The sequence below is a fragment of the Loktanella sp. PT4BL genome, assembly GCF_003201935.1.
Classification (GTDB): domain Bacteria; phylum Pseudomonadota; class Alphaproteobacteria; order Rhodobacterales; family Rhodobacteraceae; genus Yoonia.
On the sequence record NZ_QJJL01000001.1, the window covers coordinates 293965 to 320907 of the forward strand.

At 59.4% G+C, this 26943-nt stretch carries 22 protein-coding genes; 8 read left to right on the plus strand and 14 right to left on the minus strand.

Annotated elements, in window-relative coordinates; all coding sequences use genetic code 11:
- Window positions 1–106 precede the first annotated feature (106 nt).
- A complete protein-coding gene (locus C7964_RS01430; RefSeq protein WP_110277925.1) occupies window positions 107–703 on the plus strand; it encodes a 2-hydroxychromene-2-carboxylate isomerase in 597 nt (198 codons plus the stop codon).
- Entirely contained in the window at window positions 703–1488 is a 786-nt protein-coding gene (locus C7964_RS01435) for an alpha/beta fold hydrolase (RefSeq protein WP_110277926.1), read from the plus strand. Before C7964_RS01430 ends, C7964_RS01435 begins: the two co-directional genes overlap by 1 nt.
- Here C7964_RS01435 and C7964_RS01440 read toward each other — a convergent pair.
- The 6 genes from C7964_RS01440 to C7964_RS01465 all read right to left on the minus strand — a co-directional run bounded on the left by C7964_RS01440 (window position 1457) and on the right by C7964_RS01465 (window position 6411).
- A complete protein-coding gene (locus tag C7964_RS01440; protein ID WP_110277927.1) occupies window positions 1457–2503 on the minus strand; it encodes a threonine aldolase family protein in 1047 nt (348 codons plus the stop codon). The genes C7964_RS01435 and C7964_RS01440 overlap by 32 nt on opposite strands.
- Window positions 2504–2971: a YcgN family cysteine cluster protein gene (locus C7964_RS01445; protein ID WP_110277928.1), complete on the minus strand. Its 468-nt coding sequence runs from the start codon at window positions 2969–2971 to the stop codon at window positions 2504–2506.
- Window positions 2961–3902, minus strand: coding sequence for a bifunctional riboflavin kinase/FAD synthetase (locus C7964_RS01450; protein WP_110277929.1), 942 nt, complete (start codon window positions 3900–3902; stop codon window positions 2961–2963). The genes C7964_RS01445 and C7964_RS01450 overlap by 11 nt, the downstream gene beginning before the upstream one ends.
- 94 nt (window positions 3903–3996) lie before the next feature.
- Window positions 3997–4440: a MaoC family dehydratase gene (locus C7964_RS01455; protein ID WP_055294950.1), complete on the minus strand. Its 444-nt coding sequence runs from the start codon at window positions 4438–4440 to the stop codon at window positions 3997–3999.
- Between the two features lie 91 nt (window positions 4441–4531).
- Entirely contained in the window at window positions 4532–5407 is an 876-nt protein-coding gene (locus C7964_RS01460) for a TIGR01459 family HAD-type hydrolase (RefSeq protein ID WP_110277930.1), read from the minus strand.
- Window positions 5408–5493: 86 nt separating this feature from the next.
- A complete protein-coding gene (locus tag C7964_RS01465) occupies window positions 5494–6411 on the minus strand; it encodes a manganese-dependent inorganic pyrophosphatase (protein ID WP_110277931.1) in 918 nt (305 codons plus the stop codon).
- 146 nt (window positions 6412–6557) lie between these two features.
- Here C7964_RS01465 and C7964_RS01470 point away from each other — a divergent pair, with 146 nt between their 5' ends.
- Window positions 6558–7208 carry a DUF2161 domain-containing phosphodiesterase gene (locus C7964_RS01470; protein ID WP_110277932.1) on the plus strand — a complete coding sequence of 217 codons (651 nt, stop codon included), beginning with the start codon at window positions 6558–6560 and terminating at the stop codon, window positions 7206–7208.
- Between the two features lie 66 nt (window positions 7209–7274).
- On the opposite strand, the gene C7964_RS01475 is transcribed toward C7964_RS01470, so the two are convergent.
- The 6 genes from C7964_RS01475 to C7964_RS01500 all read right to left on the minus strand — a co-directional run bounded on the left by C7964_RS01475 (window position 7275) and on the right by C7964_RS01500 (window position 15272).
- Window positions 7275–8267, minus strand: coding sequence for a TraB/GumN family protein (locus tag C7964_RS01475; RefSeq protein WP_110277933.1), 993 nt, complete (start codon window positions 8265–8267; stop codon window positions 7275–7277).
- A 64-nt stretch (window positions 8268–8331) separates the two neighbouring features.
- Window positions 8332–8646, minus strand: coding sequence for a hypothetical protein (locus C7964_RS01480; RefSeq protein ID WP_110277934.1), 315 nt, complete (start codon window positions 8644–8646; stop codon window positions 8332–8334).
- Between the two features lie 446 nt (window positions 8647–9092).
- Entirely contained in the window at window positions 9093–9773 is a 681-nt protein-coding gene (locus C7964_RS01485) for a Crp/Fnr family transcriptional regulator (RefSeq protein WP_110277935.1), read from the minus strand.
- Window positions 9770–12781: an ATP-binding protein gene (locus C7964_RS01490; RefSeq protein ID WP_110277936.1), complete on the minus strand. Its 3012-nt coding sequence runs from the start codon at window positions 12779–12781 to the stop codon at window positions 9770–9772. Before C7964_RS01490 ends, C7964_RS01485 begins: the two co-directional genes overlap by 4 nt.
- 84 nt (window positions 12782–12865) lie before the next feature.
- Entirely contained in the window at window positions 12866–13639 is a 774-nt protein-coding gene (locus tag C7964_RS01495; protein WP_110277937.1) for a crotonase/enoyl-CoA hydratase family protein, read from the minus strand.
- Window positions 13629–15272, minus strand: a complete 1644-nt coding sequence (locus tag C7964_RS01500) for an AMP-binding protein (RefSeq protein WP_110277938.1) — start codon at window positions 15270–15272, stop codon at window positions 13629–13631. Before C7964_RS01500 ends, C7964_RS01495 begins: the two co-directional genes overlap by 11 nt.
- Before the next feature lie 194 nt (window positions 15273–15466).
- Between C7964_RS01500 and C7964_RS01505 the strand changes: the two genes are divergently transcribed.
- Window positions 15467–16129 carry a response regulator transcription factor gene (locus tag C7964_RS01505; RefSeq protein ID WP_110277939.1) on the plus strand — a complete coding sequence of 221 codons (663 nt, stop codon included), beginning with the start codon at window positions 15467–15469 and terminating at the stop codon, window positions 16127–16129.
- Window positions 16126–17478 carry a sensor histidine kinase gene (locus tag C7964_RS01510; protein ID WP_110277940.1) on the plus strand — a complete coding sequence of 451 codons (1353 nt, stop codon included), beginning with the start codon at window positions 16126–16128 and terminating at the stop codon, window positions 17476–17478. The genes C7964_RS01505 and C7964_RS01510 overlap by 4 nt, the downstream gene beginning before the upstream one ends.
- On the opposite strand, the gene C7964_RS01515 is transcribed toward C7964_RS01510, so the two are convergent.
- Together C7964_RS01515 and C7964_RS01520 are read right to left on the minus strand one after the other, a co-directional pair.
- Window positions 17462–18445: a YcjF family protein gene (locus C7964_RS01515; protein ID WP_110277941.1), complete on the minus strand. Its 984-nt coding sequence runs from the start codon at window positions 18443–18445 to the stop codon at window positions 17462–17464. The genes C7964_RS01510 and C7964_RS01515 overlap by 17 nt on opposite strands.
- Window positions 18442–19854: a YcjX family GTP-binding protein gene (locus C7964_RS01520; protein WP_110277942.1), complete on the minus strand. Its 1413-nt coding sequence runs from the start codon at window positions 19852–19854 to the stop codon at window positions 18442–18444. Before C7964_RS01520 ends, C7964_RS01515 begins: the two co-directional genes overlap by 4 nt.
- A gap of 94 nt (window positions 19855–19948) precedes the next feature.
- On the opposite strand from C7964_RS01520, the gene truA reads away from it, so the two are divergent.
- The 3 genes from truA to C7964_RS01535 all read left to right on the plus strand — a co-directional run bounded on the left by truA (window position 19949) and on the right by C7964_RS01535 (window position 26880).
- Window positions 19949–20716, plus strand: a complete 768-nt coding sequence (gene truA, locus C7964_RS01525) for a tRNA pseudouridine(38-40) synthase TruA (protein ID WP_110277943.1) — start codon at window positions 19949–19951, stop codon at window positions 20714–20716.
- A 144-nt stretch (window positions 20717–20860) separates the two neighbouring features.
- Window positions 20861–22630 (plus strand): autotransporter assembly complex protein TamA, encoded by a 1770-nt coding sequence (locus C7964_RS01530; RefSeq protein ID WP_110277944.1) that lies wholly within the window; start codon window positions 20861–20863, stop codon window positions 22628–22630.
- On the plus strand, window positions 22627–26880 hold the full coding sequence (locus C7964_RS01535; protein WP_286163694.1) for a translocation/assembly module TamB domain-containing protein: 4254 nt from the start codon (window positions 22627–22629) through the stop codon (window positions 26878–26880). The genes C7964_RS01530 and C7964_RS01535 overlap by 4 nt, the downstream gene beginning before the upstream one ends.
- Window positions 26881–26943 lie beyond the last annotated feature (63 nt).

Sequence of the window (26943 nt, forward strand, 5' to 3'; positions counted from 1 at the left end):
CTCTGGCAGAAGGCAGTTACAGGTATGTAACAGATTCGTGGCGTTGACACCGCGTAACACAAGCTTACCGTCTCGCAAAGAATTGACCTGCGACAGGAGCCGCAAAATGCCACATATCGACTATTACTTCGCAACGCTGTCGCCGTTTACTTACCTTAGCGGAACGCGGCCACGCGATATCGCCCAAAAACATGGCGCGACGCTCACTTACAAGCCGCTGGACATTATGGCGCTCTTTGCGCGCACCGGCGGTGTGCCACCCAAGGATCGCCACCCGAACCGTCAGGAATACCGCCTGCAAGATCTGGCGCGGCGGTCCAAGCGTTTGGGGGTGCCGCTGAATCTGAAACCGATGTTCTGGCCGACCAACGGAGCGCCTTCGGCCTATGCCATTATCGCAGCACAAAACGTAGGCGCAGATGTAGCCGAACTTGTCACGGCTTTTGGCGCGGCTTGCTGGGCAGAGGAGCGCGATATCAGCCAGGATGATGTTGTCCGCGCCTGTCTGGAGAAATGCGGGCTTGATCCTGATTTGGCGGACAAAGATATGCTGACCAGTGCGGATACCTTTGGCAAAAACCTTGAAGATGCAGTCAACGCGGGGGCCTTTGGCGCGCCGTTCTTTATCACCGACAGCGGTGAGCGGTTCTGGGGTGAAGACCGGCTTGACGATCTGGATGCGTATCTGGCCGGCAAGCTCTGATGCCGGATGCCTTTGGGCATTCCATCCACAGTGTCACGGTGGGGTCCGGTGATCCTGCTGTGATGATCCATTGCATGTTGGGCCGCCATCAGGCGATGCTGCCTTTGGCGAAGGCGTTAAATGCCCGTGCAACTTTGCTGGATATGCCCGGACATGGGCGCAGTGACAAATGGGATGGCAAGACGGAATACCAATCGCTGGTCGCCGAGGCCGCGCGGCAGTGTTGTGACGGCCCCAGTCATGTGATCGGCCATTCCTTCGGCGCGACAGCCGCCCTGCGACTGGCCATTGAAAGCCCTGAGTGCGTTTCAAGACTTACCCTGATTGAGCCTGTGTTCTTTGCCGCGGCAAAGGGCACCGCCGCGTTTACCGCGCATATGAAAGCGTTTCGTCCATTCATCACTGCCATGCTGATGGGGGATGAGCCATGTGCGGCAGAGATGTTCAACGCGCAATGGTCTGATAGCGATTGGGCCGCACTGTCAGAGCGCCAGAAAGACTATCTGATCCGGCGCATCCATCTGGTCGTCGCTGGCGGTGCCGCGATTGAGGAAGACGCGGACGGCGTCACCTCGGCAGCACGGCTGGGTGCTTTGGACATCCCTGTTACGCTGATCCGCGGCGGGCAAACGCAACCTGTCATCAAGGCAATTCACGACGCCCTTGTCGCGCGGATTCCTCAGGCGACTGATCATGTTATTGAAGAAGCGGGGCATATGATTGCCCTGACACATGTTGCGCAGATCGCTGCGATTATCCGTGCAGCAGATCAAGAAACTGGTTAACGTCCGCTTCGGTCATGGCCCAGTCACAGACCAGACGCCCGATCAGCGGTGCGTCGGGGTCGCCTGCCTCGGGGTCGCCATTCATCACATAGTAGACCGCCCCTGCATCAAGCATGCGTTTGTGGTCGCTGCGGGGCATCTGGAAGAAGATCATGTTGGCCTGCGGCTCGAACAGGAGTTCGACGGCATCATGCTGGCGCAGCCCTGCGGCCAGTTGGGCACAGCGGGCGTTGGCGGAGCGGGCCATATCAAGCCAGAGGTCATCCTGAAGATAGGCCTGCATCTGGGCTGAAAGATAACGGTGCTTGGACAGCAGGTGTCCGCCACGCTTGCGCCGCAGTTCGAATTCCCATGCGATTTCGGGGTTGAAAATGATACAGGCCTCAACCCCCATTGCGCCGTTCTTGGTGCCGCCAAAGCTGACGGTATCAACGCCGGCTTTCCATGTCATGTCCGCAGGCGAACAGTCGAGCGCGGTCATCGCATTGGCGAAACGCGCACCATCAAGGTGGGTTTGCATCCTGAATTCGCGGGCGGTTGCGGTGAGCGCCTGAATTTCTTCAAGCGTGTAGATCGTCCCCTTTTCAGTGACTTGCGTAATCGACAGCGGGCCGCGTTGCGGGCCGTGCACGCCACGGTTTTCTTCGCCAAGGATTTTGCTGCGCAGGGCATCCGGGGCCATTTTGCCGTCCGCCGTTGGCACCAAGGTCAGCTTGGCCTGAGTGTAGAACTCCGGCGCGTTGCATTCGTCCTCGTGGATATGCGCGCATTCGGTGCAGAATACCGTCTGCCAAGGCTGTGTCATTGAGGCAAGCAACACAGAGTTCGCCGCCGTGCCGTTGATGATTAGGTAAACGGCAGCTTCGGGTGCTTCAAACGCTTCGCGGATCTGCGCGCGCACGGTCTCCATGATCGGGTCCGCGCCATATCCCATGGCATAGCCGGTATTGGCGGCGACCAGCGCCTCCATCACCTTGGGATGGACGGGGCCTGCGTTGTCTGAAGCAAAAAACATCTAGAGTGGCTCCTCGATAATGTGGTCTTCCCAATCGTCTTCGTCGACCTGAAATTCGGGAATGGTCATGCCTCTGACCGATACGCCAGCCCTATGCACAGATTCCGGATCGCCCGAGATCAGCGGGTGCCAGTCGTACAGCGGGCGGCCCTCATGGACCAAGCGGTAGCCGCAGGTGAGGGGCAGCCAGTACAGATTTTCGACGATGGTTTTCGGGGTCAGTACAATACATTCAGGGACAAATTGATGGCGTTTGGCATAGTTGCTGCACAAACAGCTTTCACCATCAAGCAGACGGCAGGCGATGCGGGTCATCGCCACGGTGCCGTCGTCATCTTCGAGCTTGTTCAGGCAGCATTTGCCGCACCCGTCGCAGAGCGCTTCCCATTCCTGTTTGTTCAGTTTCGACATCGGTTTGGTTTCCCAGAACCGCGGCGTCAGGCCGTCGCGGGGAATATCAACGGACATCGGCAAGGATCTCTCTGGCGGTGACACAATCGGCATCCATCTGGGTGATGAGCGCTTCGAGGCTGTCGAATTTCAACTCGGGCCGCAGGAAATCAACCAAGGCAACTGAAAGGGTGGACCCGTAAAGATCGCCTTTGAAGTCAAAGATATAAGTTTCGCAATTCGGAACATTCTCGCCGAACATCGGGCGCACGCCAATTGAGGCTGCGCCGTTGTAGGTGCCTTTGTGCGGGCCATCAAGGACGTCAACTTTCACAGCATAAACGCCGAATTTCGGCGGGTGCAGGCCGGTGATCGACATGTTGGCGGTGGGATACCCCAGATCACGGCCGCGTTGGTCGCCACGAATGACCTCGCCTACGATGCGGTGCCAGTGGCCCAGCATTGCGGCGGCCTCGCGCGGTTTGCCTTCGCTCAGGGCTTGCCGAATTGCGGTGGAGGAGACATTGGCGTGGTCGATGGCCACGATGGGTGCGACAGTCACGCCAAAGCCCATTTCATCGCCGAATTTCTGAAGGTCTGCCACCGTGCCCGCGCGGTCTTTGCCAAAGCAGAAGTCGGCACCGACAACCACATGTTTGAGCCCCAGTTGATCGGCGATGACCGTTTGCGCAAACGCACGGGGGGTGAGGGCGGCAAGGGCTGCGTTGAAGGGTACTTCATAGAGTTTTTCAACACCCAGTTTCGCCAGACGGTTTGCGCGCGCTTCTGCATTCATCAGGCGGAAAGGGTTGGGATCGCGGGAAAAATAGCTGCGCGGGTGTGGCTCGAACGTCATGATGCCGAGGGGCGCGTTCGCCTCTTTGGCGGCTTTGCGCGTGAGGTCGATGACAGCCTGGTGGCCGATGTGCACACCGTCAAAATTGCCGATCGCCGCGGCGGTGCCACGGTCAGCAGGATCAATGAAAACGGTGTCACGAATGATGCGCATGGCTTTGGGTAGCGGACCACGCAGGGCCGTGCAAGCACCGCTTGTCAGCCCTTGCGGGCTCACGCGCGTGGAAAGCCGTCAGGCTTGAACAGCGCTAGTCGAATTTCCGGCTGGGTGCGAGAACAGTGGCATCGCCGACCAGCACCTTTTTGTCGTTCACAATGCAGCGCGTGTTCATGGTGACGCGCCGTTTGGAGTGGTCGATATCTGTGACTTCAACTTCGGCCAGTACCATGTCGCCAGGGCGCACCGGGGCGAGGAATTTCAGGCTTTGCCCCAGATAAACCGTGCCATGCCCCGGCAGTTGTTCCCCGATCACGGCGCTGACCAGTCCCGCCGTCAGCATCCCATGGGCGATACGCCCGCCAAAGATGGTGTCCTGCGCATAGTCTTCATCAAGGTGCACAGGGTTTCTATCGGTCGACACCTCTGCAAACATTTCGATATCGCGATCCGTGATCACCTTGCGGAGCGATCGGGTCATACCGATTTCGATATCTTCGATGCAGATCGTTCCGCGGGGGGCGTTATCCAGCATATCAGGCTCCATTAAGTAACAAAAAATCCAGTATCGCGTCGATATTGAAATTTTATTACTTTGCCGATGCAGAAAGATCAAGCGATTCCTGCTACCGCAACTGCCCGATAGTGTAGGTCGTGCTGATCTGCGCCTCGTTCAAATAGGCCCCCAATGCCTCAGGGTCAGGCTGGCGGTCCGTCTTTGTCTCTGCCGCTGCCAATCCGCCCGAGATAAAGAGCGTGTCGATATCTTCTTGCAGTCCCCCCAGGATATCCGTGCCGATCCCGTCACCGATCCCGATAATACGCGGATCTGATGGCGCATTCGTTAACGCAGCGAGCCTGCGGCGCGCGAGGTCATAGATCGGCGGATGGGGTTTGCCGAAATAGAGGCTCTCGCCGCCCATTTCGGTATAGAGCGCGGCCAGCGCACCGGCGCACCATTCACGGACTTCGCCGCGATCCACAATGATATCGGGGTTAGCGCAAAGCAGTTTCAGCCCCTTTGTTTTCGCATAGAGAAATTCGGGACGGTTCACATCGACATCGGCCAGCGGATCAAAGGGGCCGCAACAGACTATGCCTTCGGCCTGATCAAGCGGGACCTTCTGGATATTCACAGGGTTTTCAATGATCTGCAGGGGCTGGAAGAAGTCATCGTCACGGGGGCTTTCGCCCATGAACCAGATCTTTTCACCCACGATCCCGCGAAACATTGCCGCGCGTGCACTGTCGCCAGAGGTGGCAATCGCGTCCCATGCGTCATCAGGAACGCCCAGACCGTTGATCTGGCGCGCCACAGAATCCCATGGGCGCGGGGAATTCGTGACAAGCACAACAATCCCGCCCGCCGCCCGGTATTTCTGCATGGCAGCCACGGCGTCCGGCAGGGCTGTGACGCCGTTATGCATGCACCCCCACAGGTCCACAAAGGCGGCGTCATACTGCCCCGAGATGTCGGCGAATTGGTCGATGATCTGGGTCATGCGTTAACCTTTGTGAACGGTATGGAAGGCGTACAGATCCTGTACACATCCGGTACACAACCTGTACATACGTTTGCGCGGCCGGCTTAGACCTTGAGCGCGGGGATAATCTGCTTTTTCCGGCTCATGATGCCGGGCAGGACCACGCTGTCGCTTTCGACTTTTGCGTCAAAGGATTTCTCGGCGACTGTCTTGGTCAGATCGTTGGGGATCAGCATGGTGGCCTCTTCCTTGAGAATATCCACGACGAAAAGCAGGACCTGATCGACGCCGTCCTCTTCCGCGACCTTCGGCATGGTTTCCATCAGTGATGCCTTGCGGTCGAGCACGATGTCGGGCGCTGTGGTCTCGAGCACGGAGACACGGAATTTCTTGCCGTCGACGGCATATTCCTTGCTGTCCATGCGCAGCAGTTCGGCGTCGGAGAATGCAGAGACATCGGATTTTGCTGCAAACATTTCACCGGCGTAGGTATCGATATCGACCCCAAGGTCCTTGGCAAGCGCCTCGGCCAGATCCTTGTCCACCTCGGTTGTCGTGGGTGACCGGAAGGCCAGCGTGTCGGAAAGGATGCATGACAGCATCAATCCCTTGATGCCCTGTGGCATGTGGCTGGCGTGATCACCCATCATCTGGTGCATGATCGTCGCGGTGCAGGCCAAGGGACGCACAGTGATGTTGATCGGGTTCTTGGTTTCCAGACCGCCGGCCAGTTTGTGGTGGTCAATGATGGCCAGCACATCGGCGTTGTTGATGTTTGCGGGCAGTTCGGCGGGATTGTTGGTGTCCACGATCACGCAGGACTGGTTGTCATCCACGTCGGCAATGATCTCGGGAAGCTCGAACCCCCAACGCTCGGCCACGAATTTGGCTTCCGTGTTGGGCTCGCCCAGCAGGGCCGCTTTCGCGTCGATGTCGGTGTGGTTCAGAAACCATTCCCAGATCAGGGGCGAGCCTGTGCTGTCGGTGTCTGGGGATTTATGGCCAAATACGAGCGTTGTCATGTGCGTCACTTTCTATCGGAGCAGGGTTTGGCCCGTATATAGAAGTGTCCACTGGGGCTGTCACCCCATCGTCTCGGTTTGAACGGTCATTGGCGGGTCTTGTCATCGGCGGGTTTTTCCAATTGGCTATGCCGAAAGGAGCACCCATGCCACGAGAGGCCGATTTATACCCCCCCATCAAGGCCTATCTGCAACGCCAGGGCTATGAGGTGAAAGGCGAGGTCGGGCCTGCCGATGTCGTCGGGCGGCGCGGTGATGAACTGGTGGTGGTGGAGCTCAAGCTGGGGTTTTCGCTGGCGCTTTTCCATCAAGGAATTGAACGCTTGCTGACCACCGATCACGTCTATCTGGCCGTGCCAGCAGGTGGCAAGGACAAGGCACTGAAGGCGAATGTCAAACTGGCGCGGCGTGCGGGTTTGGGCGTGCTGACCGTGCGTTTGCGTGACGGGCATGTCGAGGTGCTGGCTGACCCCGGGCCCTATGCCACACGGCTGTCGAAAAAGAAGAAAACACGGCTTTTGCGCGCCTTTGAGCGGTTGCAGGGTGATCCCAATGACGGGGGTGCAACACGGCACGGAATTATCACCGGCTATCGGCAGGATGCGCTGCGCTGTGCGCGTTTTCTGGCCGTCCATGGGCCGTCAAAAGGCGCGAAGGTCAAGGAATGGGCCGAAGTCCCACAAGCCACGCAGATCATGGCGGCGGACCATTATGGCTGGTTCACACGTGTGTCGCGCGGGGTTTACGATTTGACCGATCTGGGGCGCAAGGGGTTGTCCGATTACGGGGATGTTTAAGGTCAATAATTTTCGTGAAAATTATTGACGGGATAGAAGGAATTTCGCGAAATTCCTTCGCTTTCCTTATTCCGCCCTTGTGATGGTCCAGCCCTCGTTTTCCAGAAGCTGCAGCACACCCTGTTCACCGATCAAATGACCTGCGCCAACCGCCACGACTATGTCGTCGCGGCCTTTGGCGGCATCCGTGATGACCGGAATCCAGTTCCGGTTGCGGATATTCAGCATTGATTCTTCCATTTCGTCGAACATGGCGTTCCCTTCGTCGGGGTCCATGCCGGGCACATCGGACAAGGCGAGCCGTGACATCTCCCAAAGCTGGCCGATTTCTTGCGAAAAGTAACTGTCGAGCATCGCAACGAACATCTGCTGTTGCAGCTCGGGCACCAGCATGCTGATCCGGAGCATACTGATTTGCTCGTCCATGTTGTTGTCACCGAACAGATCAAACAGTGTCGTGTAGGGTTCGACCGCTTGCATGGGCACGCCTGCTGCCTGTGCATCCTCAATGATCATCTGGTCGAGGCCGCGCGCGCCCGCCATCATGTCGGCCATCGCACAGGATGGCACCGCAAGGGTCATCGACAGGTACCAGGGTTGCATTTTTGCGGCCATGAAGGATGGTATCCCGCGTTCGCCGGCGGCGGCCAGAATCAGCTGCCATGTGTCTTCATCGACAAGTTCTGGCAGGGTTGGCCCATCAACAAGGAACAGGCGGTCGGGTTCGCGCGTGATCAGTTCTTCCAGTTGCGCTTCTTCTTTCGGCGTTGCCTCGAGCAGGACAAGATCGGCCGTCGCGACCCTTTCGGCCAGTTGCGCACGCAACTCTTCCAGGCGCGGATCATAGATGTGCATCGTGCCGACGACGGTGATCTCGGTCGTGTCCTTTGTTGCAGTCCAGATCAGCCCTTCTGAATAGGGCATATCGGCCACCGCTGCCGACAACTGCGCTTCCTGTTGCGGGGTCAATTGATCCAGATAGCTGTCACCGACACAGACGGCCGCTGCCGGAAATGCAATGCATGACAACAAAAATGTTGCGGCGGAGCGAAAGAACATGGGCGATCCTGTGTCTTACAATATCATACTACAGGTAAGCGTTCCGCGCTGAGGGTCAATTCCCTCAGACGCGGTTTTCCATGATCATGCGCTGGCCAGTCCGGATGAGCAGCCGGCCAATAAAATCGCGCAGCGTGCGTTGCGGGGGTGGCACGATCTGCAAAGCGGGGTGCGGCGCGAGCATGGCCCCGCTGGGCAGATACAGCGCGCCATTATCGCTGAACGCGCCTGTCGCCATCGGCACAGGCGGCCAACCCGAGCCCGTTGCGGTCAGCGCAAGCCTTGCGGGGGCGGTCCGCCGGATGACGGGTTTATGATCTGTATGATGATAGACATCGGGGCCGATCTTGTGATCGGCAACATAAAACGGGGGATGCATGGACGTATCCGATCTTGAATCTTGTTCTGGAGAAATTCCTGTCGGGCGTAGACGCGCGACAGCGCTGCAATGTGGTTTCTAACACCACGTAAAAAGTCGGTCCTTTCGATACATTGCAGTCTCCTTGATTCGGATTCGAATAGCGGTTGTTTATCCCGAGGGTTGTATTTTCCCCAAGCGAATTTTTGAAAAATCTGGCGCAGCATCAAACAATGGATGCAGCAAGGCTACACCGGTAGGTGCAGAATTCACTGTCACGCCAAGAGAAATCAGCTGAAGATGAGAAACACTAAGCCTACGCCGCCGCCAGCCAACATCAGCGTCACTTCACCGCCCAGGATGCCAAAAATACGCGTCAAACTGTTCATCTTCGTCTCCTTTTGCATGACCACTTTCGTGTCATCACAACAGAGACTTGGCCCAATTTCATGAAATTTGCATTAAAACTAGGCGAGGTCGTCCGACAGCGCCGCAGGATCAAGGATTTCGAACTTCTGACGTGCTGATCTGATCACACCGCCCTTGACCAACTTGCTGATCGCGCGGCTGACCATTTCGCGGTTGGCCCCGACAGAGCCCGCAATCTCTGCATGTGTCGGCGCGTGTTCGATAACGGCCCCTTTGAACAGTTTGGCTTCCTCTGCGGCCAGCCGCAGCAGGTATTTTCTGACCCGCTGGTCAACCGAGAGGGTTGTCATCTCCATATTGCGCTCGGTCAGGGTGCGTATCCTGTCCACAAGGTTTTTCGTCATCCGGTCCCGCAGCAGGGGCACTTCGTTGAAAAGCTGCAAGAAGCTGCTGCGCGTCATTGTCAGGACCGTGGCCTCGGTTTTTGCGACAACTGCGAGCGAGCGCGGGATGCCGTCGAAGGCCGCCAACTCTCCGAAATAGGACCCGACAGGAAAGCGCGAAAAGACGATTTCGCGTCCTTGCGGTGTCCAGAAAACAGCCAGAAGCGAACCGGACAGCAAAAAGTACAGATCATAGGACGCATCGTCCTGATCTATGATCGTTTGCCATGGCGCAAGATGCTGTTCACTGACGCCCAAAGGGATGTTGCCAAAGTCGGCAGGTTTCATGCCCGCAAAAAGAGGGAGCTTGTAGCTGAGTAATTTCTCAGGGGTCATGTCCGCGACAACAGCGCAAGCGCTGCCTGCTTTTCAGGCGGTGCCGCACGACGGTGAAGCTGGCCAACCGCCTCAGCCAGAACCCCGGCATCTATTTCGCCCGCGCCCAATTGGTCGATCCGCGTGCGCAGCAACCAAAGCGCAGCACCCTGTTTGCTGGCAATGGCCGCGGCCTCTTGGCGAAAACGCGCAGCACCGGCTGTGCCGCCTTCAATATCGCAGACAAGAGCATGCAGCCGGAGCACCTCTGGATACCAGCTATGCAGGCCGTCATGCCCGTTTTCGCGCACAGCCTGCAATGCGGTCTCATAGGCTGCGGTGATATCGCCGTGCTCAGCCTGTGCCAGCGCGTAATGCGCCCGGAAATAAGGGAGCCAGATATGCGCGCCCATTGCTTCATAGGTGCTGATCGCCTGCGCGAACTGCGCGAGCCCCTCGGCGCTGGCGCTCTCAGCGGGTTGCATTACGTGCAACCACGCCGTGCCGGTGACCTGCCAGAAGGTTGAATCCTGTTTGGTGGCAATCGCGATCCCGCGCCGCACACGTTGAATGGCGGCGTCCTGCTGGCCTGCATAGTACAACGACACGGCGCCCCAGATCTGGGCCCAGGGTTGCATCACGGGGATATTCAGCTGCCGTTGATGGGCATCCGTTTCCATGATCATTTCCGTGATCAGATGCGTTTGCCCGCAAATGGCGCGTGCCACGCAATCAAACATATGTGCCGCAGCGAATGTATCAGCGCCATAGCTGGCGATCATCGCGCCATGGGTGTTGATGTCGTAATGCTTGCGCAGCGATTTGAACGTGGTCAACGCTCTTGCGAAGTTGCCGGTGTAGAAATGCAAGGCCGTATCTGTATTCAAAGAGGCCAGCCGCAATTCGTTTTCGGGCCTGTCCGGCGGCGCTTTGTTCGCCGCTTTGCGCAACATATCGGCAAACCGCGTGGCGGCCTTCTTGTCGCCCGACACAATGGCATGGGTGAAGCTGCCGTAAAGGGCGGGACCGTTCGCAGAGGAATGTGCATCCTTGCCGCTTGCCAGCTTTGCGACGGTTTCAAAGGCTGCCTTTACCGAGTCAGCGGTAAATCCCTGCGTCTGCATCCGGATTGATCCCAGCGCCGAATAGCAGGCGATTTCGAGCGTGCGGACGTCGACGTTTGCAGGTGCTTTCGCGCACAGAGCAATGGCGGCCAGCACATGCGCTTCGGCATCGTCAAAGGCCCCCTGGGACAGTGCCCAGCGGCTGACCGAAAGATAATTCTCGATCGCCGGAATATGTTGTTCGGCGCGGCTGAGATGGGTCGTCAGCAGGGCCGGATTGCGCATCACTGCATCGACATGGTCTTGCTTGAGATGTGCTGCAATCCTGGCGTGATAGGCGATGCGCTTGTTCCGCAAGAGGCTGTCATAGGCCGCTTGGTGCAAGAGCGCATGCGCAAACCCCCATTTGGCAACATCAAGTTTTTTGAGCACACCTTTTCTGCAGGCCTCTTCCAGATGCATATCAAGGGGTGCGTGATCTGATGCGATGGCCTCGAGCGTGTCCAGGGTAAAGGTTTGCCCGATGACCGCTGCGCACTGCAATACGGCTTTGGTTGGTCCTGTCGCATCAATCTGATCCGCCAACAGGTCCTTCAGAGAGCCCGGAACATCTGCGGATAGGTTGTCGTCGACAGCGTTCCGCTTGGACAAATGCTCGATGAACAAAGGGATCCCTGCGGATTGTGAAATCACAAAGGCCTTTTGGCTGTGTGAGGGCGGTACATCTGCAATGGCATCGAGCATATCGGCGGCCTCCGCGTCGGAGAGTGGGGCGAGGGTAATCACCGTGATCCGGGACTGGTCGAGGTGCTTGCCGATTTTGCTATCGTCGCGGCTGGTCATCAGGATTTGATGATCATGATCGCCGGCGTTTTCCACAATATGCCGCAGGACGCCGAAACTGGCGTTGTCCAGCCAATGCAGGTCCTCAAAAACAAGCAGCCCTTCGGGTTGTGCTGCACAAATCGCTTGCCAGAGGCTGTCTTCGATCAGCGCCTTGAGCGCCACATTGCTGCGATCAATCAAAAGGCTCTGGCCCTCGGGCAACCCCAAAACCAGTGCAAGCGCGCGTTGGGTTTCGTCTTCGAGGGCCGGGAAAACCGTGGCGATATCCGTGAAATCCGGCAGGGTGCTGCCGGTCTTGTGCAAGAGCCACTGCGCGAAGGGCTGATAGCTGCTCGGTGTCTTGACGCCATCGGCGGCAAAGGTTGTCGCTGCGGGCGCCTCTTGCGCCAGATGCCGCGCAAGTGCGGATTTACCAATTCCGGCCTGCCCCAGCACCAGAACGGGATCACTGCTCAGACTGATCTGCGCGCGTGTGTCTTTACGCCCGACGAAGGGCGCGAAAGTTGTGACAGCCGGCGTTTGGTTTGCAAGTGGCCGGAACAGGGTCTGCGCCTCGGCGAAGCCTTTGAGGGTCTGGTTGCCGATTTCTTCTGTTGCGATAGCGCCGCGGAGCAGGGCCTTGGTGCTGGCCGAGATCAACACCGTGCCTGGGGCGGCCTGTTGCTGGACCCGCCGCGCAAGCGTGGTGACCATGCCGGTCGCGCGCGGCAGGTTTTCGCGCCCTCTGTCGATGCGCACAGCGGCATCACCCGTCGCCACTCCGATGCGCAGCCGCGTTGTGATGCCTTGGCTTGCTCCGGCGTTGATCTCCTCAAGGGCGGTCATCGCGGCACTGACAGCCCTCGACGCGGCGAGTTCGTCAGCGCGGGCGAGACCGAAGAGTGCGACAACACCGTCCCCCAGATATTCTGTGACCTCGCCGCCTTGTGCCTCGATAATACGGCGCGCCTGACCGTAGAACTCTTCCAGCCAGTGTTCGAGATCCTCGGGATCAGCGCTGCTGGCGATGCTGCTGAACCCGACAATATCCATGAAAACAGCCGTAATCTGCCTGCGCTCACCTTGTGCGTGGCCAGTCGTCTGTGATGTGGGATCGCTGATCGCGTTATCTGTTCTCATGCGGCTGCCACTATATGCGTGTTTTCAGCGCTTCCAAGCGCCGAATGCAGATAGCCTCGCCCGCATACGTCCTTTGAAGGCGCTCTATTTGCCCTGCCAGACCGGTGCGCGCTTTTCAATGAACGCGCGCGCGCCTTCGGCGGCGTCGGCGGTCTGCCCGATTTGATGGATGATCTCGTCATTGGCGGGCCAATGGGCAGCATCATTCTCCGCCAGTGCCCTGGTGGCGATGGCCAGCGTGTGGCGCACCGCCAGCGGGGCGTTTGCGGCGATCTGGGCGGCGATGGTCTGGGCGGTCTGCAAGGCGGTACCATCGGGGGTGATACGATTGATGAGCCCCCAGTCGGCGGCCTCTTGCGCGCCGAAAGCGGCCCCTGTCAGCAGGATTTCATTGGCCCGCACCCGCGGGATCGTCACCGGCAGGCGCACGGCGCCGCCCGCACCGGGGATCAGCCCGATCCGCACTTCGGGCAACGCAAACTGTGTCGATGCCCCGGCAACAACCAGATCGCAGGCCAACATCATTTCAAACCCACCGGCGAGTGCGGCCCCTTCCACGGCGGCAATGACGGGCTTTGTGCGGGCGCGCTTTACGAAACCGCCAAAGCCGTACTGACCAAAGAGGATCACATCGCCTGCGCCCGCCGCAAAGGCCTTGAGGTCCATACCCGCGCAGAAAAGCGCACCTGTGCCGTTCAGGATCGCAACACGTACATCGGGGTCCGCCTCGACCTTGTCGAATGCCGCGCGGATACCGTCGCAGACCTCCGGGTTGATGGCATTGCGCTGGTCCGGGCGGTTCAACGTGACCGTCGCGATGCCATTTTCGGCGTGATAAAGAACAACATCATTGCTCATTTTCGGCTTCCTCTGCTGCACGCGCCCGCAAGGTGGCGCGGATAATCTTGCCGGTCGTGGTCATGGGCATATCATGGATGAAGCGGACGACGCGGGGGAATTCATAGGCGGCAAGTCTGGTTTTGACGTGTTCTGCGATCTCGGCGGCCAGAGCATCTGACGCGTCAAAGCCTGCGGCAAGTTGAATATAGGCAGCTACCGCTGATCCGCGGATCGCATCAGGTTTGCCGACAACGCCCGCCAACTGCACCGCAGGATGGGTCAGCAGGCAGTCTTCGATCTCGGCGGGACCGATGCGGTAGCCGCCGGAACTGATGATGTCATCGTCGCGGCCGATGAATTGCAGGCGGCCTGTGGGTGTCTTGCGGCCCCGATCACCGGTCAGCAGCCATTTTTCGCCTGCAATATCAATGAATTTCCGGGCCGTGGCGTCAGGGTTGTTCCAATAGTGCAGAAACATCACCGGATCAGGTGCACGCACGGCGATGCTGCCCTCTTCGCCGGTGGTGCAAAGCGTGCGGGTTTCTTCGTTCACAACGTCAACTCTGTGGCCCGGCACGGCAAAGCCCATGACGCCCGGTTCTGCCGGCGCAAGGGCCGCGCAGGATGAGACGATCATGTTGCACTCGGTCTGCCCGTAGAATTCGTTGATGGTGGTGCCAAAGACCTGCTGGCCCCACGCGATAAGCTCCTTGCCCAAGGTTTCGCCGCCCGAGGCGACCGAGCGCATGGGAACAGGTTCGGCGGGTGTATCAAGGCGCATAAGTTTGAGCGCGGTTGGCGGCAGGAATGCGTTCTGAATACCGTGGGTGCGGATCAGGTCAAATGCGGCTTGCGCGGTGAATTTGCGGAACCGGCAGGCCACGACCGGCACGCCATGGTGCAGCGCGGGCATCAGCACATCAAGCAAACCGCCGATCCATGCCCAATCGGCGGGTGTCCAGATCTTGTCGCCGGGCTGGGGAAAGAAATCATGGCTCATTTCCACACCGGGCAGATGCCCCAGAAGAACGCGGTGGGCATGCAGGGCCCCTTTGGGTGCGCCAGTCGTGCCTGAGGTATAGATCAGGATGGCAGGGTCATCTGCCTTGGTTGGATGCGGGGTAAAATCGGTGGATTGCGCGTCGCAGAGTGTCTGAAAGTCTGTGGTCTGCGTGTTCTTGCCATCAACGCTGATCACCGTGCGCAGATCGGGCAGTTGGGGCATCAGATTCAGGATCTTTTGCGTATTTTCACTGTTGGTGATGATCGTCGTGGTGCCTGAATCCCGCAGTCTGTGGCGCAGTGCATCAGGCCCGAAAAGTGTAAAAAGCGGCAGGGAAACGCAGCCCATTTTGGTGATCGCCGCATGCGCCACCGCCGTTTCAAAACACTGCGGCAACAGCACCGCGATCCGGTCGCCCACAGTGGCCATTTGTGACAGGGCATTGGCAAGCTGGTTGGAGCGGTCGCGCAGTGCCGCAAAACTGTGTTCCGTGGCGTTGCCATCGGCGTCAATATCAATGATCGCGCAGCGGTCAGGTGTCAGGTCGGAATGCCTGTCGCAAATGTCGACGCCGATGTTGTAATTATCGGGGATGCGCCACCTGAAGTGATCGCGGGTTTCGGTGATGGTTGGGTGTTTGACGAGCATAATGAGCGACAAATTGAGCGTCTATGTCATGGCTGTCAAACGAAGAACACAATCGGTGGATTGATGCGACGTGCCGAGGGGGTTGGCACGGCCTTTTGTTCCGCGAAACCGCCGCGTTTGACTGCCACAAAAGACTGTGTCCGGTGACTCATATTCGCCCAAATTTTGCCACCTCGCGGAATTACGCAAGGAGTATGCGTATTCTCATTGCCGAAGACGAGCCTGTGCTCGCCAGCCAACTCAAGAAAACACTGGTGTCCGAGGGGCTCACCGTTGACGTGGCAGTCGACGGTGCCGAAGCGCAGTATCTTGGTGAAACTGAACCCTATGACGTGATCATTCTGGACCTCGGCCTGCCCATTCGGGATGGTCTGACGGTGCTGAAGAATTTGCGCAGCGGCGGCAATGATACCGCGATTCTGATCCTGACAGCGCGCAACGACTGGACGGACCGCGTGGATGGTCTTGATGCGGGTGCGGATGATTATCTGACCAAGCCGTTCCATATGGCGGAACTTTCGGCGCGGGTGCGTGCCCTGATCCGCCGCAAGGCAGGCAAAGCGACGCCGGTTTTCACAAAGGATGACGTGACCTTTGATACTCGTAACAATCAGGTTACCGTTCAAGGCGTGCCAACCAATCTGACGTCACAGGAAATCGCGGTGCTGTCCTATCTGTTCCACAACTCGGGTCGGCTTGTGTCACGGACGGAGCTGTCCGATCATATCTATCAGCATGAAGGTGACCGTGATTCCAACACGATCGCTGTCTTTGTGAACCGTCTCCGCAAGAAACTGGGGAGCAACCTGATCGAGACTGTGCGCGGTAGGGGCTACGTTATCAAAGCAACCGCATGACATCCTTACGCGCCCGCGCAGTGACAGGCGGCATCCTTTGGGCGGTCGCGATCATCGTTTTGGGTTTGGCGGGCCTGTCATCCTATATGGCATCACAGGCCCAAGCCCGTTTTCTTGATGTGCTGGAAACACGCCATTCGCAGGCTGTCGTTGCGGTTACAAACAATAGCGACACCACCGATGGTCTGGACCGCGCGATCGGTGATCTGGTGTATCAGGTCCCGCTGTCGGGTCAGTACTGGCAGGTCGAGACCGAGGATGGCAGGATTTATGCGTCGCCATCGTTGGGAGAGGCGCGTTTGCCCGCCGCAGTCGGGCGCTCGGAGGTTGCCCAGCGGCGTGAGTTTCTGGGCCCCAATAACGAAGCCCTGTTTGGTATAGGTCAATGGATCCCCGTTCGTGATGGCGCGCTTTGGCATGTTCAGGTGGCCTCGTCGCTGCGGAGTTTTGATGAAGAGCAGATGGACCTGCGGCGCACGCTTTTGACGGCTTTTGCTTTTGTTGCCTTCATGGGCGTCTTGGGTGCGTTGACACAGGTTGCACTAGTCTTGCGGCCTCTCAACAAGCTGCGGCAGGACGTTTCCGGCAAATGGGAACAGGACGGCGGGATGAAAGTCGCCGACTATCCGGTCGAGGTTGCCCCGTTGGTGAATGACATCAACACCCTGATGGAGCGCAACCGCGATATCATGCGCCGCTCACGCAGGCAGGCTGCAGACCTCGCCCATGCCATCAAGACCCCGTCGGCCATTATGCGCAACGAGTTGGATATGCTCATTATGAACGGCCATGATGTGCATGAAGCCGTGGATGCGTTGGATCGGCTGGATGCGCAGCTCAAACGGTCCTTTGCGCGGATGCGCGCGGATGGCACTGACAGCACGATGGCTGTTGCGACGCCGCTGGATGTCGCCCTGGGCCGCATGCAGCGTGCCTTTAATGCGCTTGCACAAAACGAAGGCAAGACATTCACCGCCAGTTTTGATCCCGGAATGCGCGTGCGTATGGACCAGAGCGATTTTGAAGAGGTGATGGGCAACCTTCTGGACAATGCGCTGAAGTGGGCCGCCTCTGAGGTGCGGCTAAAAGCGGACCTGACGAAAGACGGCCAGATCATGATCACCATTGCGGATGACGGCCCTGGTATTCCCAAGGAAGAGATCGCCAAGGCCACCCAGAGCGGGCAGCGGCTTGATACATCCAAGCCCGGTACCGGTCTCGGGCTCGCGATTGCGCATGACTTGATCCATGCCTACGGCGGCAAGATCCTGCTGTCCAAGGATGAAACACTCGGCGGGCTGGCCGTGCATCTGCGTTTGCCTGTCGCGGCCTCTAAGCGCCCCGATTAAAGAGTCCGCTCATGGCACGGCTGACAAGGCCGCTGACCGAAGGTTTCCTGGCGGCATGGAATGGCAGGGGGCGGCAAACTTCAATCGCAGCAACGCCAACGCGAGCGGTGAGTGCGCCGTTGATAACGCCCTCGCCAAAGCGCCGAGAGACCTTTGACAGCACCCCGCCGCCGGCAACCGAGCTGATCAGATCATCACCCACAGCGACGGCACCGGTTGCGACCAGATGGGTCAGCACGGTGCGCGTCAGCCGCCAGCTGCCCAAGGTCCCTGCGCGGCCGCCATAGATTTCTGCGATCCGCCGGATCATGCGCAGATTTGCGGTGAGGGCCGTGAAAAGATCGGCCAAGGCGATGGGGACGATTGCGGTGACAGTCGCGACCTGCCTTGCGGCGGCCTCGACTTCGCGCTGGGCGCGGGCGTCAAGCGGGGTGAGAAGTGTGGTCTCAGCCAGGCCAAGCAAGCCGTCGGCATCAAGCACTTCATCGCGGCGGGACGTCAGTTCGGCGCGTCCCCAAGCGGTGTCCTCGCGGTTGCCATAGAGCTTTTCCAGTGAAGCGATGACGCCGCGTGCCTGTTTCAGATCGTGTGACAGCAAGGCCGCTTGTGCCTGATGCTGGATCTGGTCGAGTTTGCGCAAGCGACCGAAGGCGGCCAGTTCGCGCAGGGCGATGATGGCGAGGACGGCGAGGAGGAGTGCGACGAGTGCGGTGGCGATGCCGCCCAGAATGGGCGAGCGCGCGAGGAGCGCGTTGATGTAATCCCATGCGGCCAGTGACACCACAAAGCCCGTCAGGGCGATTGTGACAGACCAGAACCACCTTGCGAGACGCGAGGGGCGGCGCGCCGCGATCGCCGCGACCTGTTGCATTGCGGCACCTTGCGGCTCATCGGGTACGGCAGGGGCCATGTCGGGTTGTGCGGCTTCAGTGCCTTCGAGGTCGATCAGTACTGGGCCACGGGTCATAGCCGGTCTCCGAATAGGAACTGCGCGGCTTTGTCCAGCCGGATATGGGGTGGTCCGTCGCCGGGTTTACGGGTCAGGGGCGCGGGGGCAAAGTTCATGATGCTGTAATCCGCGTCCAGCCATTTGTCCGACCCTTGCTGTGCGGGGGTCAGCAGATGCGCGGGATCATCGGGCAGCTTGCCGGGATAGAAGGCGGCTTGTTTATTGGTGTCGCGCAGGCGGCCGCGCACTACGTCAAGCGGGCCGTCCTTGTGATCAACCGTTTCTTCCACGGTCGTACGCAGGGCGGCAATCGACATCGCGGCGGTCTGCGCGCCTGCGAAATCGGCGCGGTCTTTGGCCTCGCGCAGGAGCGCTTGGGTGATCGCGGTCAGTTGCGGGTGTTGGCTGTGGTGCAGGTGGTCGGCTTTGGTGGCGGCGAAAAGGATCTTTTCGACGCGACGGCCTTGGAAAATGCGGGTCAGGAAGGCGTTGCGCCCGGGGCGGAAGGCCCCGAGGATGCGCGCCATGGCATTGCGCAGGTCGTCAAGGGCGGCGGGCCCTGCATGGATTGCGCCCAGCACATCGACCAGCACGATCTGGCGGTCGATTTTGGCGAAATGGTCCTGAAAGAACGGGCGCACGATATTGCGTTTGTAGCTTTCAAAGCGCCGCTCGAATTCGCGGCCCAGTGATCCGCGCGGATAGCGCGCGTCGGGCAGGGGGGCGAAGGTCAGGACAGGCGATCCGGCAAGATCACCGGGAAGCAGGAAACGACCGGGTGAGCAATCGGAAAAGCCTGCTTCGCGGGCCTCTTTGAGGTGGGCGGTAAAGCGTTCGGCCAGCACCTGCGCTTCGGGTTCATCAAGCGGGACTGTGGGGTCTACACCTGCAACCAAAGCAACATAATCGTCACCCCCGGGCCGACCCCTGGCGCGGTCGAGCGCTGCTTGTGACCACTCCGCGTAGGATTGATCAAGCAGGCCAAGATCCAGCAGCCATTCGCCGGGATAATCGACGATGTCGATATGCACAGTGTGCGGGCCGGAAAGGCCCGATAACAGACCGCTGGGCTGGACGCGCAGGGAAAGCCGCAGTTCGCTGATCTGGCGGGTGCCTTGCGGCCAGCTGGGGTCGGGTGCGGTTAGTTGGGCCAGATAGGTTTCATAGGCAAAGCGCGGCACGGTATCGTCAGGCTGGGGTTGCAGATAGGCGGTGCGGATGGCGCCGGATGCGGCGGCCTCAAGCTGGGGCATGCGGCCACGGTCCATCAGGTTGGCGACCAGCGAGGTGATGAAAACCGTTTTGCCCGCGCGCGACAGGCCTGTGACGCCAAGGCGGATCACCGGATCGCTGAAAGGGGCGGTCAGTGTATGGCTCACGCCCTCGATGGTACGAGTGATCTGATCTGCGATTGTTGCGATAACCAAAATCGGCCCTTTCCGTGCTTTGATTGAAGATAGGGACGCTGTGACAGGATGTGTAGGGATTGATTTTGCCCGATGCTCCCCCTAATCCGGTCCAATGCCCCGTTATGCCCTTCTTGTTGAATATCATGGCGCACCCTTTGCAGGGTGGCAGCGGCAGAGTGATCAGCCTTCCGTTCAGGGCGCTATTGAAGCGGCTTTGGCCAAGCTGGAGCCGCGCGACCACACCATTGCCGCCGCCGGGCGCACCGATGCCGGGGTCAATGCCACAGGGCAGGTGGCGCATTGTGATCTGGAAAAGGATTGGGATCCGTTCCGCCTCTCCGAAGCGTTGAATTTCCATCTGAAGCCCGCGCCAGTGGCGATCGTCGCCTGTGCGCAGGTAGCCGACGATTGGCACGCGCGGTTTGATGCACTGGAACGGCGGTATCTCTTTCGCCTGATGTCGCGGCGCGCGCCGCTGACGTTTGAGGCGGGGCAGATGTGGCGGGTCAACCATCCGCTGGATGCAGCCGCGATGCAGGCGGGGGCGGATCAATTGCTGGGCCAACATGACTTTACGACCTTCCGCTCCTCGATCTGTCAGGCGAAAAGTCCGGTGAAGACATTGGATGAACTGCGGATCGAGGTGGTGCCGCATGATCATGGCACCGAATACCGGTTCCATGTGCGGGCACGGTCGTTCCTGCACAATCAGGTGCGCAGCTTTGTGGGCACGCTTGAACGCGTTGGTGCAGGCGCCTGGACGCCCGACGATGTTGGGGCGGCATTGGCGGCAAAAGACCGTGCAGCCTGCGGTCCTGTTTGCCCGCCACAGGGGCTCTATCTGGCGGGGGTGACCTACCCTGAAAACCCCTTTGCGTAAGGTCTGTCTTGCCAGAAGTCGCTCGACGCGGATGGAAAACATCCTATCATCCCGATGTGATTGGTAAATTGAGCCTGACACCTTTAGGCCACCCAAGACGACTGGAAAGAAGAGCCGATCCGACGTTGGAGGCGCGGTAGAAACATGTTGAAACGTTCCTGTGCGATTGTGCTTTTTTGTGCCAGTTCCGCTTCTGCGCAAGACGTGCGGCTGGTGACGGATGCCGCCGAAACCGCATTGAACGACGCTTCGCTGTTGGTTGCACTGGAAGCAGGGTCAGCGCCGCAAGACTATATCGCCGCCGCCCGTGCAGACTACCGCCGCCTGCTGACGGCGCTTTATGGATCGGGGTATTACGGTGGGACAATCTCGATCACTGTTGACGGACGCGAGGCTGCGAATATCGCACCGCTGGATGCGCCTGATGCAATCAGTCAGGTTGTTATCACGGTTGATCCCGGTGACCGGTTTACCTTTGGTGATGTGCAGATTGCCCCGCTCCCGCCCGCGACCACGCTGCTTGATGATCTTGGGCCGCGTCGCACCGCGGAATCGGCTGTGATCGGGGATGTGGTGCGGGACGGGATCAACAGTTGGCGTGATCTGGGATATGCCAAGGCGCGTGTCGTGGACCAGCGCATTGTCGCGCGCCATGCGGATGCGAAGCTGGATGTCGATGTTGTCCTTGATACCGGTCCGCGTTTGCGGTTCGGGCCGCTTTCGGTTTCGGGCAATCGCAACGTCGATGATGACCGTGTCCGTGAAATAGCGGGATTACCGGAAGGTGAAGTGTTCTCGCCGCAAGAAATGGACGCGGCCGAGCGGCGTCTGCGCCGAACCGGTAGTTTTGCAAGTGTCGCGCTTTCCGAGGCGGACCAGATCGGCCCGAACGATACTTTGCCGATCAATGCGCGAGTGTCCGAAGCCAATCCGCGCAGGATCGGTTTCGGGATCGAGCTTTCGTCGATTGAAGGTGTCACGCTGTCCTCGTTCTGGCTGCACCGGAATTTGCTGGGTGGGGCGGAACGTATCCGCGTGGATGCAGAGGTGTCCGGGATCACTGGTGAGACGGGCGGCATTGATTACCGTTTGGGCGGCACGTTCACGCGTCCGGCAACCTTTGGCCCTGACACCGACTATTATCTGAGTGGCGAAATTTCGCGGCAGGATGAACCGGAATTCCTGATTGACAAGATCAGCGTTGAAGCCGGCTTTTCACGGATCCTGAGCGATGATCTGACTGTGCGCGCGGGTGTCGGGATATTGCGGGCACGTGAAGAAACCGCACTGGAGACCCGCGAATATACGTTGTTCACGCTGCCCTTGGACGCGACACTGGATCGTCGCGATGAACCCTCGAATGCGTCAAACGGCTACTATCTTGATGTCAGCGCCACGCCTTTTATCAGCACTGACGGTGAAATCAGCGGTGCGCGGCTTTATGGTGATGCACGGGGTTATGTGACCTTGGGCGAAGAAGAAAGGCTGACACTGGCCGGGCGCGTGCAACTGGGGAGCGTTCTGGGTGCCGACCTGACCGAAGCGCCTGCAGATTTTCTGTTCTACTCGGGCGGTGGTGGTACGGTCCGCGGACAGGCCTATCAATCACTGGGCGTTGAAACAGTGGAAGGTCTTGAGACTGTGACGACGGGGGGGGCATCCTTCCTCGGGACGCAGCTTGAAGCGCGTTATGCGATCCGCGAGAATATTTCCCTTGTCGGGTTTTATGATTTTGGTCAGGTGGGTGCTGCGGCCTCGCCCTTCGAAGATGCAGAATGGCATGCGGGCGCAGGGGTTGGCCTGCGCTATAATACAGGGATCGGGCCGATCCGTCTGGATCTGGGCACACAGGCCAGCGGCGACAACGCAGGCGAGGATTTGCAGGTTTACATCGGTATCGGACAAGCGTTTTGAAACGGTTCTTAAGCATATGTGCGCTCTGCGCTGCCCCTTTCACGGCCTCCGCACAAGAGGATGACGGCGAGGGCTATCTGGCGGGTTTGATCGAGGAAAACCTGTCCGGTGTCAGCCGTCAGGTGAATATTCAGGGCTTCGAGGGCGCGCTGAGTTCCGAGGCAACCATTGACGTGCTGACGATTGCGGATGCCGATGGTGTTTGGCTGACGCTGGAAGACATCGTGCTGAACTGGAGACGAACAGCCCTGCTGCGCGGTGTCATCGATGTCAGCGAGTTGAGCGCCGCGCGGATTATCGTATCACGCCCGCCCCTGTCAGAAAACACGGGCCCCGCGCCCGAAGCGCAGCCGTTTTCCTTGCCGGAATTGCCGGTCAGCGTGTCCCTTGATCAGCTGCGTATCGACAGCGTCGAGTTGGGCGAGGCGTTTCTGGGCGAGCCAATCACGGTGTCGCTGAACGGATCTGCGCAGCTGGCTGATGGCGAAGGGACTGTGACGCTCAACGCCGAGCGCTTGGGCGATAAATCCGGTATTTTCGAGATCAACGGCAGTTTTGTGAACGAAACCCGCCTGCTCGATCTGTTCCTGAACCTTGACGAGGGACCAGACGGCATTGTGGCGCGGTTGATTGATCTGCCCGGCAGACCCGCCGTCAAACTGGAGGTCGCGGGTGCGGCCCCGCTGGATGACTACGCGGCGACACTGGCGATTGCGACGGATGGACAGGACCGCCTTACGGGCAACTTCGCGCTGACCAGCGCCGGGGACGCGCGGCGGATTTCGCTCGATATTGGTGGTGATATCAGCCCGCTGTTTTTACCCGAATACCAGGGGTTCTTTGGCAATGACGCCAGCCTCTCTGCGCAGGTGTTCCAGGCGGCAGACGGGCGCATTGATGTGCAGCAACTTGCGCTGGATGCGGGACGTGTGGCGTTGAATGGTTCGGTGCAGATCGGCAGCGGGGGCTGGCCCGCGGTGATTGATCTGAACGGGGGCATCACCGCTTTGGGGAATGATCCGGTTCTTTTGCCTCTCAGTGGCCCGCGTACCTTTGTGAATGGCATGGATTTGGCGATCAGCTACGACGCTGGGGTCGCGGACACTTGGCGCGCAGATATCACAGTGCAGGGGCTGGACCGTCCCGGGCTGTCGATTGACACGCTGCGCCTGCAGGGCGGGGGTTTGTTACGCTCTGGTGAAGGGACGCAACAGGGGCTTTTCACCGCTGATCTTGCCTATGGCGCGACAGGCCTGCAATTGGATGATGCCGGTGCCGCGCGGGCCTTTGGTGACGAGATAGGTGGCGAATTCAACGCGTCGCGCGTAGAAGGCGCGCCGATTGAGATCACGCGGCTCACCCTGAGCGGTGCTGGGCTGGACGCACAGGCGCAGGCGACGATCGAGGGGCCTGATGCCGGTTTCCGTACCAATGCCACAATGAATGTCGGTATCGCGGGGTTGGGGCGGTTCTCCACGCTTGCGGGGCGCGATATCGGGGGCGGGGCCGAACTGGCTGTGCTGGCGAATATGACGCCGCTGGATGGTCTGTTCAATTTCGTGGTGTCTGGGGAAACCAGTGATCTGTCGATCGGTATTCCCGAGGCTGACCGGATTTTGGCCGGCACGGGGACATTCGCGGCGACGGCGGTGCGGGATACCGCAGGCACGCGGCTTGAGGACTTGCGCGTGAATACCGATGCGGCCAGCATCCGGGCCAATGCCGCATTGACCAGCGAGGGTGCGGATGCACGTATCAATGCCAGCCTGCGCGACGTGGCCCTCGTTCTGCCTGACCTGTCAGGACCCGCTGCCGTGGCGGGTGACGTCACACAGCGTGCGGATGGTACAATCGAATTTGCACTCAACGGCACGGGCCCTGCGGCGACATTTGACACCAGCGGGACTGTTAATCCAGCCGAAACAGGGCAGACACTAAATGCTGCGATTGAGGCCGAGATCAGCGATCTGACACGCTATGCCGGATTGGCCGGGCGGCCCTTGGCCGGTGCTTTGTCAGTTGAGGGAAGCGGTGTCCTTCTTGCAGATGGACAGCGGTTTGACGTTGATCTGCGCGCACAGACACGCGATCTGGTGACGGGTGTGGCCCGCATTGACCCCCTGCTGGCGGGTGAAGGCAGTTTTACAGCCGCGCTTTCGCACGTAGGTGACGGACGGTTCGGGATCGGCGATCTGCTGGTCCGGACGCCGGCGATGTCGCTGCGCGGTGATGCAGATGTGTCGCTGACGGGCGCCAACACGGCGGACCTTGCGTTCCGGATCAATGATGCCGACTTGCTTGATCCCAGCCTGAGCGGGCCGGTGACCGTGGACCTGACCGCTGTGCCTGCGCCGATGGATGCAACCGATGTGACGCTGCGCGCTTTGGGGCCGGGGACAGATGTGGGGCTGACCGCAACAGTGGCTTCGCCAGAGAATGGACGCGAAGTCTCCGGTGATCTGGACCTGCAGGTCGAGAGCCTTACAGCATTTGCCACGCTGATCGGTCAACCGGTGGCAGGCAGCGTTGATCTGACAGCATCAGGAAGCCTGCTGCCTGATCTCAGCCGCTTTGATACCCAAGTGAACCTGCGCAGTGAAGACCTGCGCATTGGCAACCCGACGGTTGACGCGCTTTTGGCGGGGACGGGCCGGATTAATGCGACTGTGTCATTCGCGGATGAGGTTCTGGCGGTGCGGACATTAGAGGTGTCCACCCGCGAACTGTCGGTTGTGGGCGCGCTGAACGGGGCGGCAGGTTTTGGTCAGGGCCGGTTCAACGCCAGTTTGCGCGACGTGGGCATTCTGACTGATCAGATCAGCGGACCGATCCGTGCACGCGGATCAGCCTCTCTGGATGAAAACGGCACATGGGGCATTGATGCCACAGGCACCGGCCCGGGCGGGTTGAATGCGCAGATTGTGGGGGATGTGAGTCAGAATGGCACGCTCGCGATTGAAGTCGATGGCAGCGCGCCTTTGGCCTTGGCAAATACAGCGATTGATCCGCGGCGTCTCAGCGGGCTTGCGAATTTCGATCTGAGTGTGAACGGACCACCCGCCCTGTCGTCTTTGGGAGGGCAGATTACATTTTCGGACGGGCGTTTGGCCGCCCCGAACCTGGGTGAGGCGCTGACGGATATTGCGGGTGGTATAAACATGGCGAATGGCAGCGCGCAGATTGACTTGCGGACCCGTGTGGAAAGTGGCGGCAGTATTACGATTAGCGGGCCTGTTGCGCTGACGGGGCCCAATCAGGCCGACATTACGGTCGCGTTGAACGATGTGGTTTTGCAGGACCCCGAGCTTTATTCGTCGCGTGTCGCGGGTGCGATAAACCTCAACGGCCCGCTACGCGGCGGCGCAAGGATTTCGGGGCGATTGCAGCTTGGCGAGACAAATGTGCAGGTGCCGTCGTCGTCGATCAGTTCACTGGGCGATTTGCCCGATGTCCGGCATGTCGATGCCTCTGCCGCAGTCCGACGCACGTTGCAGCGGGCGGGTGTGGTCAATGGCAATGGTTCACAGAATACCGGTTCGGGCAGCAGTGGGCCGGCGTTTCCGCTGGATATCGTCATCAATGCCCCATCGCGTATCTTTATCCGCGGCCGTGGTCTTGATGCGGAATTGGGCGGGAGCCTGACAATTGGCGGCACCAGCAATGATGTGATCCCAGTGGGGCGGTTCGAACTGATCCGCGGGCGGATCGATATCCTGCAGCAGCGCTTTGAACTTGATGAGGGGACGGCGACGCTCCAGGGCGACTTTGCCCCGTTCCTGCGCCTTGTGGCGACCACGGAAACGGATACCGGCACAGTGATCAGTATCGTTGTCGAGGGCCCGGCCGATGCGCCCGAGGTCAGTTTCCTGTCGGTGCCGGAATTGCCGCAGGACGAGGTGCTATCGCAGCTGATTTTCGGACGCGATCTGGAAAGTATCAGCCCGTTGCAGGCTGTGCAACTTGCCTCGGCCATCAGTACTTTGGCAGGGCGCGGGGGTGGTGCGCTTGACAGTTTCCGCCAACGGGTCGGGCTTGATGATTTTGATGTGACCACCGACGATGAGGGCAATGCCGCCGTGCGGGCGGGGGCCTATGTGTCGGAAAACGTCTATACCGATGTGACGGTCACAAGTACCGGTGAAACAGAGATTAACCTGAACCTTGATGTCACCTCGGAGGTGACGGCCAAAGGCAGCGTGAATCAGGCGGGTGATACCAGCATCGGGCTGTTTTACGAGCGCGACTACTAGGGGCAGGAGCGAACAATTTTCTGCGAAAATTGTTCTGACAAAAGATTTTTAGCTAAAAATCTT

What these genes read in the sequence shown, in the direction of transcription:
- C7964_RS01430 (WP_110277925.1), top strand. Translation starts at nt 107, where the DNA reads ATGCCACATATCGACTATTACTTCGCAACGCTGTCGCCGTTTACTTAC.
- C7964_RS01435 (WP_110277926.1), top strand. Translation starts at nt 703, where the DNA reads ATGCCGGATGCCTTTGGGCATTCCATCCACAGTGTCACGGTGGGGTCC.
- C7964_RS01440 (WP_110277927.1), bottom strand. Translation starts at nt 2,503, where the DNA reads ATGTTTTTTGCTTCAGACAACGCAGGCCCCGTCCATCCCAAGGTGATG.
- C7964_RS01445 (WP_110277928.1), bottom strand. Translation starts at nt 2,971, where the DNA reads ATGTCCGTTGATATTCCCCGCGACGGCCTGACGCCGCGGTTCTGGGAA.
- C7964_RS01450 (WP_110277929.1), bottom strand. Translation starts at nt 3,902, where the DNA reads ATGCGCATCATTCGTGACACCGTTTTCATTGATCCTGCTGACCGTGGC.
- C7964_RS01455 (WP_055294950.1), bottom strand. Translation starts at nt 4,440, where the DNA reads ATGCTGGATAACGCCCCCCGCGGAACGATCTGCATCGAAGATATCGAA.
- C7964_RS01460 (WP_110277930.1), bottom strand. Translation starts at nt 5,407, where the DNA reads ATGACCCAGATCATCGACCAATTCGCCGACATCTCGGGGCAGTATGAC.
- C7964_RS01465 (WP_110277931.1), bottom strand. Translation starts at nt 6,411, where the DNA reads ATGACAACGCTCGTATTTGGCCATAAATCCCCAGACACCGACAGCACA.
- C7964_RS01470 (WP_110277932.1), top strand. Translation starts at nt 6,558, where the DNA reads ATGCCACGAGAGGCCGATTTATACCCCCCCATCAAGGCCTATCTGCAA.
- C7964_RS01475 (WP_110277933.1), bottom strand. Translation starts at nt 8,267, where the DNA reads ATGTTCTTTCGCTCCGCCGCAACATTTTTGTTGTCATGCATTGCATTT.
- C7964_RS01480 (WP_110277934.1), bottom strand. Translation starts at nt 8,646, where the DNA reads ATGCATCCCCCGTTTTATGTTGCCGATCACAAGATCGGCCCCGATGTC.
- C7964_RS01485 (WP_110277935.1), bottom strand. Translation starts at nt 9,773, where the DNA reads ATGACCCCTGAGAAATTACTCAGCTACAAGCTCCCTCTTTTTGCGGGC.
- C7964_RS01490 (WP_110277936.1), bottom strand. Translation starts at nt 12,781, where the DNA reads ATGAGAACAGATAACGCGATCAGCGATCCCACATCACAGACGACTGGC.
- C7964_RS01495 (WP_110277937.1), bottom strand. Translation starts at nt 13,639, where the DNA reads ATGAGCAATGATGTTGTTCTTTATCACGCCGAAAATGGCATCGCGACG.
- C7964_RS01500 (WP_110277938.1), bottom strand. Translation starts at nt 15,272, where the DNA reads ATGCTCGTCAAACACCCAACCATCACCGAAACCCGCGATCACTTCAGG.
- C7964_RS01505 (WP_110277939.1), top strand. Translation starts at nt 15,467, where the DNA reads ATGCGTATTCTCATTGCCGAAGACGAGCCTGTGCTCGCCAGCCAACTC.
- C7964_RS01510 (WP_110277940.1), top strand. Translation starts at nt 16,126, where the DNA reads ATGACATCCTTACGCGCCCGCGCAGTGACAGGCGGCATCCTTTGGGCG.
- C7964_RS01515 (WP_110277941.1), bottom strand. Translation starts at nt 18,445, where the DNA reads ATGACCCGTGGCCCAGTACTGATCGACCTCGAAGGCACTGAAGCCGCA.
- truA (WP_110277943.1), top strand. Translation starts at nt 19,949, where the DNA reads ATGCCCCGTTATGCCCTTCTTGTTGAATATCATGGCGCACCCTTTGCA.
- C7964_RS01530 (WP_110277944.1), top strand. Translation starts at nt 20,861, where the DNA reads ATGTTGAAACGTTCCTGTGCGATTGTGCTTTTTTGTGCCAGTTCCGCT.